The organism is Moorena sp. SIO4A1 (genome assembly GCF_010672065.1).
Classification (GTDB): domain Bacteria; phylum Cyanobacteriota; class Cyanobacteriia; order Cyanobacteriales; family Coleofasciculaceae; genus Moorena.
The window spans coordinates 1-8880 of sequence record NZ_JAAHHX010000122.1 but is presented as its reverse complement, the minus strand read 5'-3'; the positions used below and the strand labels follow the sequence as shown (position 1 = coordinate 8880).

The following is an 8880-nucleotide window of genomic DNA, read 5'->3' as shown; positions in this document are numbered from 1 at the left end:
ATATCGAGGGATTGACCTTTGGTCACGCTTCGCGAACGCGACGCGCTACGATAAGCGAGCCAAGAACTTTCTAGGAGCAATTTATCTGGCTGCTGCCGTAATCTGGCTTAATTGATGACACGCCCTAGATCCTAAATTTAGATTTTACGGCGATCAGCCCACACTCTAACCATTAGGGTGAGTGTGGGAGATGTCACATTTAATGATATATTGTACTAGCACTATTAATGCTTGAATCACAGAATCTCGTTGATTGGCATTGAGGCTGACCATCGGGGGTCGATTGCTTTCATCCACAAAGCCCAATGCGATCGCTATATCCTCTTCTGACCAAGCTCCATCACAATCGACATGGGTTAGACCAATCACTAGGGGAATTTTTACACGCTGTTGCATAAAACTGAGCAGGCGACGGGAAGAGCTAAACTGACTGGGACGATGGGCATCAACAAGGAGTATGTAAGCATGGGCTTTCCGAATCAGGATGTCCCACATGAAATCAAAGCGAGACTGTCCTGGAGTACCATATAAATGTAGCGCCATATCTCGAGCAAATTGCAAACGCCCAAAGTCCATCGCTACTGTAGTTTTTTGCTTAATTTTAGTTGTCACGTCCGTTGCTAGGCAATCTGTATCCACTACATCGATTTCGCTAACCGAGCGAATGAAAGAGGATTTTCCAGCACCCACGGCACCGGTCACAACTAGACGCATAATTTCCACGCTTATTTGCTGTTAGCCGTTCTGAAGCAGAATCGGAAACACGACAACATTATTGTCAACCACTGGATTAGGATTACCATGCTCTGATTGCATAAAAACTACCATTAACTCCAAAAACTACCTAGCTGTTATTACCTCCTTAAGAAACCAAGTAAGTGTTGCACAAAGCGATTGCTCAGCTCTTGAGGATTGTCCTCCTCAGTTCGATTTGCCCCAACGGCGACTGGCTCTAATCCCTGTGATTGCCAATAGTTCTGTTGATATGAAGTAAGCATAGGCACTTCTGCGACTAAACCCACGCTAATCAGCCGGAAGGATATCTGTTGAACCGTTTCCAGAGACTTCCCCAACCGAGTTGCAATATCAGTGAGGGGAATCGACCCATTGGCTAATTTCCAAACTCCAGCTTCCATTGGGTCTAGCCCTAACTGGCGATGACCCACCATCGCCCTAGATAGTGCGGAGGTTGTCTCAGGTAGCTTGTCTGCTAATCCAGTCCAATCTGGTAGAGCTCGCAGACCAATTAGAGTTGCTTTGGTAGCTGAGATGCTTAAACCCGTCATTTCTATCGTGGGCAAGGTTGCCTTAGAGTCAAACCTAAATTTAGCATCTTTGAGCCTGAATAAGCCACAAACTGAGCGTATAACCTGGGCATGAAATAGTAGTCTCAACTGCTCTGGATGCATAAATCCCTTAGTCTTCAAGTACAGACCAATAGGTTTATTCGCCGGACATCGATTTACCTGTTCATTAATTACCTCAGGGCTCAGCCAACCCCGCTGACACATCATTTTCAGCAGGCATTGGTGATCCAGACGATGGCTAACTGCCAAGATCCGACCTTGGCGCAGTAGAATATGTCGAGCTTTTATTTCTTGACTATGCCTACTTAGCTTGAATCGGAGGGTTAGTAATCCAGTTTTGTTTCCCTGATCGAGGAACTGAAACAATTCTGGGAGGGAAAATTCCGCTAAAGAACTCGTGATAGCCATTACTTGTCAATAATAAATCAATTAACCTATTACTAGGCTTAAATTTATTGATAGTCACATCACCTAATTAATAATCTCTTTTTTTTATCCATTTTTTGGGATTTTATAGTAAAGTTATTAAATTTTAATTATTTTACAATACATTTATAACCATTGGGTTAGTAATTCCCTAAGTGTAAAGTAAAAAATTTATATCTTATGACTGATGCGTCAAATGAAGATATAAGCATCAGAGAGGAGAGGTTCAGCAGGGTTTCTGACATTGGCAATCTGACATTGGCAATAGGCTTAACTCAAACCTGGCGCTTAGATAGCTTTGCAAGTATAGCAACTTCCAGTTAAGACCATAGGTATCTTGAGTTACCTAAAATCAAAAGGATTTCTTAAATTATTCAAATAACAGTGAGCATTTTTACGAAAAATCATAGCAAATAATACATTATATTGAACTATCTGTCAAGATGAAATTCACCCACCCTACTCGAATATCAAGTCTGGTTGAATACCCATAATTAAGGGGCGGGGGCGCCGGGAGGATGGGGAGTGTAGGGAGATGGGGAGATGGCCAGATGGGGAGATGGGGGAGGTTTTTATTAAGGGTAATTATCCCGACATGATATAAGCAGTGGCAACCTTTCATATCTTTGCTGTGGCACTTTAACTAGAGTTTTGTTTCATAAATTCCTGGTATGGAATGGTGAGGCTCTAAGGCTGCCTTCAACTCTGGAATCACCCGCTTGATTTCCAGCATCAGCACCCCCTGTTTAGCTGCCTTGGTGGCTAAGACTAATAGAACAGCATACTCGCCACAGTTGGTTAGTATGCCATAACCTTTATTACCTTCTACGAAGATGCGGTCTAGAATGCCTCTGGACAATTCCGAGCCAATCCGTTCACCTAGGGATAACATAGCAGCTGACATGGCTGATACTCGTTCTTCATCCATCTCGCTCGGTAAACTGGATGCTATAGGCAGTCCATCAGGAGAAACTAAAGCAGCTCCTTGAACCTCACTGGTGCTGGTGACAAAATTTTGGATAATGGTCTCCAGCTTGGCGGTATTAATGGTCATGGTTATCCATTCCTCATCAAAACGTTACTGCTCAATCGAGTTTGTGGAAAATAGAGTGATAGGGAAAGTCTAGCCAATTATCAAGGTCTAGTTGCCATACTCGGTCGTTGCAGTAAATTCGTCGGAGATCTGGCTTGGGTTAGGATATCAGGAACTATAGCCCAAAGGTACACAGAACCTATGAAACCTTTTCCCCCATATCAGGAAGCCTAGTGTCAGACTATGGCCTAGACTCGGGTCAAATGAGCTATAATTCAGACTTTGTGGTGGCTGAAATTGCCTGGGTCGGCTTACTGGCGGGGGATTTTAATCCTAGTAAAGTGCCTGTAAAACAGGAAATATCATCCGTGAGGGTGAGAATCTAAGACCATAACGCGCCAGGGTTTAGCCTGATAAGTAAATTAATTCAACCAGTATTATAGACAAAGACTATGCGAACTCATTATTGTGGTCAACTCCGAAGCCAGCACATTGGTGAAACTGTTACCCTCTGCGGCTGGGTGTCCAGACGTCGCGACCATGGAGGTGTGATCTTCTTGGACCTACGGGATATTCGTGGTGTTGTCCAAATTGTTAGTGACCCTGAGCGTACCCCCGATTCCTATCAAGATGCCGATCACCTGCGCAATGAATATGTAGTGAAGGTTACCGGACGAGTTACTAAGCGTCCTGACGAGTCCCTTAATCCCAAATTGCCTACTGGCGAGGTAGAAATTTACGCTCTCTACATTGAACTGCTCAATAAAGTGCGTAAGCAGTTGCCATTTCAGGTGTCCAGTGCTGATACTGAGTCAGTGCGAGAAGACTTACGGCTGAAATATCGGTATTTGGACTTAAGACGCGATCGCATGAGCAAAAACCTGCAACTGCGCCATCAAGTGATTAGAGGAATTCGCCGTTACCTGGAAGATGAACAAGGTTTCATGGAAGTGGAAACCCCAGTACTAACTCGTTCCACTCCCGAAGGTGCTAGAGACTATCTTGTCCCCTCCCGTGTTAATCCGGGTCAGTGGTACGCTCTGCCCCAATCCCCCCAATTGTTTAAGCAGCTGTTGATGGTATCGGGTATGGATCGATACTACCAGATTGCCCGATGTTTCAGGGATGAAGACCTCAGAGCTGACCGACAGCCAGAGTTTACCCAGTTGGACATGGAAATGTCGTTTATGTCCCAAGAGGAAATTCTCCAGCTTAATGAGACATTAGTATTTCACATTTTTAAAACAGTCAAAGGTATTGATATCCCCAGACCATTCCCCCGCCTCACTTACGCTGAAGCCATGGAACGCTACGGAAGTGATAAACCCGATACTCGCTTTGGCTTAGAACTAGTCAATGTCTCTGATTTGATGAAAGATTCTGGCTTCAAAGTCTTTTCGGGTGCAGTAAAGACTGGGGGTGTAGTCAAAGTTCTACCTATTCCTGGTGGTAATGAAGCTATATCGAATGTCCGGATTAAACCAGGGGGTGACTTATTCAAAGAAGCAAGCGAAGCTGGTGCTAAGGGGATAGCTTACATCCGGGTGCGAGAAGGAGGTGAAATTGATACCATCGGGGCGATTAAGGATAACCTAAGTGATAGCCAAAAACAGCAGTTATTAGAGGCAACTGGTGCTACTGCTGGTCATTTGCTGCTGTTTGGTGCTGGTTCAGCTGACATTGTCAATAAAACCCTCGACCGGTTACGACTTGTAATTGGTCAAGAATTGGGATTAATTGATTCAACAAAAATTAACTTACTCTGGGTAACAGATTTCCCGATGTTTGAGTGGAATGCGGATGAAAAGCGTTTAGAAGCACTGCACCACCCATTTACAGCTCCTCATCCTGATGACTTAGATGATTTGAAAACGGCTCGGGCTCAAGCCTATGACTTAGTATGGAACGGGGTAGAAATCGGTGGTGGTAGTCTCCGGATATACCAGCCAGAGATTCAGCAACAGGTTTTTGAAGCTATTGGCTTGTCCGAAGAGGAAGCTCACAGTAAGTTTGGGTTTCTGCTGGAAGCCTTTGACTATGGTGCCCCTCCTCACGGTGGGATTGCTTATGGTTTGGATCGGCTAGTAATGCTATTAGCTGGGGAAGAATCTATTCGCGATGTGATTGCTTTCCCGAAAACCCAACAAGCACGTTCTTTGCTAACCGATGCTCCAGGTGTTGTGGATGATAAACAGTTAAAAGAGTTGTACGTAGCTTCTACCTATCACGATGAAGTATGAAGTATGAAAGTATGACTTATGAAGTTTTCATCCTTGATCTTGGTTAGAAGAGCGATCGCTTGGAGGTTCATTTAACCATGCCAGTGCCGCACCGCCAACTTCTGATAGAATACTGATCAAACGATACAAGGCAACGGAACTCAGCACCAGTGCCGGAGCAAAGTCATGCTCTAGTAAACCCACTGCAGTGGCTTCAAATACCCCAACTCCCCCTGGTGCCCCTGGGACAATTAAGCCCAACAGCCAAGCTACACTAAACCCACTAAGCAACAGGGGGAGTTGGCTGGGGCTGATTGGACTTAAGGCTAACAGGGTAAGCAAAAAGCCTAAACCTCGCAATCCCAAAAAGCCCAATTCCCCCAACAATGGTAGGATTGGGTAGCGCTTGACCCGGATAATCTGATCTTCATCTGATTCAATGCTTTTCTTCTTGCCTGTTAATTGAGCTAAATACTGTAGGCATGGGTTTAAACACCAAGGATGAATCAGTATCAGTACAGCAAACAGAATTGGGAGTTGAATGATCCGGCTGGCCAAAGGAGAGCTGATCAAAGCCAGCAATAAAGCACCTACTGCCATCATGGGAGGTTCCATTAACACACTCAGAGTAGCTACTCCCAATGGAACTCCTGCTGTTTTAGCTGCCCAGATCCGACCATAGAAGTGCCAAACGTTACCTGGTAGATATTTGGCAATGTTAACCTTCAGATAGATCCGGATACACCATCCAAGCCCTGGTTGTTGGTCGAATTCCCGGAGCATCCAATGCCAAACCCAGCCAGTCCAGGTGTGGGCTAGCAATGTCACGCCAACAGCGATCCCTAAACAAGTCCATCCAGAAGTGCTGATCCGAATCGCTAGCACTTCTTGCCAGTTGTCTTTCAAGGCTTTTGCTAAGAAGAATAATGTCCCACCTAAGATTGCCCAGCGTAGGTAAGGTTTTAGGGGTGATAGGACTCGCTTAATCGCTACATTCATTGACTATCTATTCTAACATTTTTACAAAGTAATACGACACTTAGAAGATATCACAAATGACAGACAAAGAATGAGAGTGATAAAATGCTAAAAACTCAATTCGGTTACTAATAGTTAAAAATATATATTTTAAATATAGCATTGTTTATAAAAATTTAGAATTGATCAGCAGTGTCATCGAGTAAGCGTGTTTACACCAAGTTTGGTTGTTACTAGGTCACTATTGCAACGGTTTTTTGCCCAAGAGGATTGAGCGTTGACAGTTGACGGTTAAAAGTCAAATTCAAGGATAGTCTTACCAGTAAATTACATCTTTAAGCGGCAACTTAGTATTAGACTCGCTTACACTCGAAAGCAAGGGGCTTTGTAGCAGTAGCATCACTATGCCAGAAAACATGTCGGACAAGCCATCGTTCCAAAACAAGTCAAATGAGAAAGCTTTGGAACCAGAATAAAACTTGGTCATGGGGTTGTGGGGAAAATTCACCTCACAGTTTCACGACGGAAAATCAACCTCACAGTTTCAAGACAAGTATTACCAAAGCTTAGTCTACGGTTTTCGTGACTTGAAGACAGTAGTGTTGAACACAAGGCTATCAAGGTTGGATTTCGAGCAGGTATTTGTCCCCCTAAGATTCGCTACAAAAATTCCAGGTAATAGACCATTACCTAAGACAAACTCCCATCAATCTCAGATCAGTCCGGAAATTTGGGATTTTATCGCCAAAATACCTAAAAGACGAGCCTATCGACATTTGGCAATCATTGCCCCCCCAGGATCAGGAAAAACCACTACCTTGCAGCATTTGACCCTGACCTATGCCAACAATGCTCACCGCCAGTATAAAGCGCCAAAACTAATTCCTATACTGGTATATTTGCGGAATAGTTGCGATCGCATTACTAGTGAGCAAAAACCTAACTTGGCACAGCTAGTTACGAAACAAGTTGAGGAAGGGTCATTACCAGGATTGGGTCAATCCGCAGGCTTGGAACAACCTCCTGCTAATTGGTTTCGGGATCAGTTAGAAAATGGCAAATGCTTAGTGATGTTGGATGGGTTGGATGAAGTAGCTGATCCGGATCAGCGTCAGCAGGTGAGTCAATGGGTTAACCAGCAGATGCAAACCTATCCCCAAACTGCTTTTATCTTGACATATCGTCCCCAGGGCTATCGTACTACACCAGGGTCACAGGTCGAAACGGTGTTAGAAGTACAACCATTTAATTTCAACCAAATTCAGCAATTTCTTCAGGGCTGGTATCAACAAACTCAGATTAGTGGGATTTAAACAATAAAAAGAGTAAAATAAGGCTATAATACTTATCATACAGTAATTTTACGTCGAAATAACCGACCTGAGAGAAACCACTCCCTCCGCCATGCCCCCGTGCTTTGAGAAATGGTGTAAACGTTTCGACGATTGCTTCATGCGCCAAAGCCCAAAAAACCGGATTTAGACATTATTTAGGGGGATTATTAGGGGAAAGCGAGAGGAAAAACCTGACACAGATGGCAAATAATGCAGTAGGTGTAGTTTACAGCCGATTACACCATTTCTTGACTGATGCCCCTTGGGATGCCGTTAAGATCAATGAACGCCGTTTACAAGTGATGAACAAATGTTCAAGGGACCCGAATCAAGGGAGGGTTTGCCTTGATTTTGGATGACTCTGGACATAGAAAAAGTGGTAACTTGACGCTTCGGAGTGGGAAGGCAGTATCTAGGAGAAATCGGTAAGACAGACAATGGAATAGTCATCTCCCACAACCCATATTTATGATGGCAAAAAAAGCTTACCATTAGACCTAGAATTATATCAGCACGCCACTTCACTAGCTTTGGGAAAGAAAGATGAGGAATTTCAGAAGAAGCCTGACTTGGGAATAGAGTTAATTGACCGGAGTAAGGCTCGGGGGTATCGTCCAGGAATCGTCTTAATTGATGCCGGTTATGGCAACAATACAACCTTTATCAAAAAATTGGAAGAAAGGAAGCTAAAGTATTTAGGAGGGGTCGCTAAAAATGCGCCAAAGGCGCACGCTACGCGAACGGAAAGTTATTATTAAAACTGAATCAGACATTGAAGTAAAAATTACGGATGAATTAGCGAAAAGCCTCTCCTAAGATGATTTTGAGGAAGTTCATCTCAACGAACGAGCAACCGAAAAGTGTTTGGGTGGCAACATTAAATGCCAAGCTGTCTCGTCTAGAAGGAGAAAGAACATTTGCTATCGTAGGAGATGCAAGTTCAATTGAAGAGGCGACAGACATTGATGATTTTATCACTAATGTTGATTCATATAAAGTAACAGCACAGTGGGTTATAACGACTTACTCTCAAAGAAATTGGGTAGAAGTATTCTATCGGGAAGCTAAGGGATGGCTCGGCTTGAGAGAATACCAAGTCAGAGATAAAAGAAGTCTGATTCGCCATTTTATCCTAGTCTTCTGTGCCTACACTTTTATTCTTTGGCACAAGTTAACTGGAGGACTACAAAGACGCTGGGCTAATCAACCTTGGCCAAAGGCCACGCTACGCGAATGAATACTTTTCCTGAGGCTCTAGAAGCTTTTCGTACTGCCATGTCTTTCCGTTTCTTTAATTGGTTGACCCAAAACCGAGACGTATTTGCCTTTTATAAAGCGAGTAAGGGCTTTATTTGGGGTTGATTTTTGTTTAAGTCCCACTAGCGCCAATTGTCGATTTCTCAATGAGTACCATTGGTCAACCCGTGAAATGATTCGACAGGTGCGACAAGGGGTTATATCAAATCCGGTTAAATAGTTATCGTTAAGCCTTGGCTGCCTGCCACCAATGAAAATGGGTCAGACCACGAATGAAGTCGCACTGCTTGAGTAAAACACAACAGCGAGCGCAAATTATCTGCTCC

General features: G+C 43.8%; 6 protein-coding genes and 1 pseudogene. 3 read left to right on the top strand and 4 right to left on the bottom strand.

The window, feature by feature from the left end; translation table 11 throughout:
- Positions 1–165: 165 nt before the first annotated feature.
- The 3 genes from F6K53_RS34225 to F6K53_RS34215 all read right to left on the bottom strand — a co-directional run bounded on the left by F6K53_RS34225 (position 166) and on the right by F6K53_RS34215 (position 2787).
- Positions 166–714, bottom strand: coding sequence for an ATP/GTP-binding protein (locus F6K53_RS34225; RefSeq protein ID WP_293029065.1), 549 nt, complete (start codon positions 712–714; stop codon positions 166–168).
- Positions 715–854: 140 nt separating this feature from the next.
- On the bottom strand, positions 855–1715 hold the full coding sequence (locus tag F6K53_RS34220) for a DUF4388 domain-containing protein (protein ID WP_293029069.1): 861 nt from the start codon (positions 1713–1715) through the stop codon (positions 855–857).
- Between the two features lie 661 nt (positions 1716–2376).
- The gene (locus F6K53_RS34215; RefSeq protein ID WP_071102467.1) at positions 2377–2787 is read right to left on the bottom strand and encodes a roadblock/LC7 domain-containing protein; all 411 of its coding nucleotides are present in this window, start codon (positions 2785–2787) and stop codon (positions 2377–2379) included.
- A gap of 431 nt (positions 2788–3218) precedes the next feature.
- On the opposite strand from F6K53_RS34215, the gene aspS reads away from it, so the two are divergent.
- A complete protein-coding gene (aspS, locus tag F6K53_RS34210) occupies positions 3219–5006 on the top strand; it encodes an aspartate--tRNA ligase (RefSeq protein WP_293029074.1) in 1788 nt (595 codons plus the stop codon).
- Positions 5007–5033: 27 nt separating this feature from the next.
- Here the strand turns inward: aspS and F6K53_RS34205 are convergent, their stop codons facing one another.
- Positions 5034–5984 carry a YbhN family protein gene (locus F6K53_RS34205; RefSeq protein WP_293029077.1) on the bottom strand — a complete coding sequence of 317 codons (951 nt, stop codon included), beginning with the start codon at positions 5982–5984 and terminating at the stop codon, positions 5034–5036.
- Positions 5985–6448: 464 nt separating this feature from the next.
- Between F6K53_RS34205 and F6K53_RS34200 the strand changes: the two genes are divergently transcribed.
- Positions 6449–7276: an NACHT domain-containing protein gene (locus tag F6K53_RS34200; protein WP_293029080.1), complete on the top strand. Its 828-nt coding sequence runs from the start codon at positions 6449–6451 to the stop codon at positions 7274–7276.
- 67 nt (positions 7277–7343) lie between these two features.
- A pseudogene (locus tag F6K53_RS34195) lies at positions 7344–8659 on the top strand (IS701 family transposase).
- Positions 8660–8880: the final 221 nt, after the last annotated feature.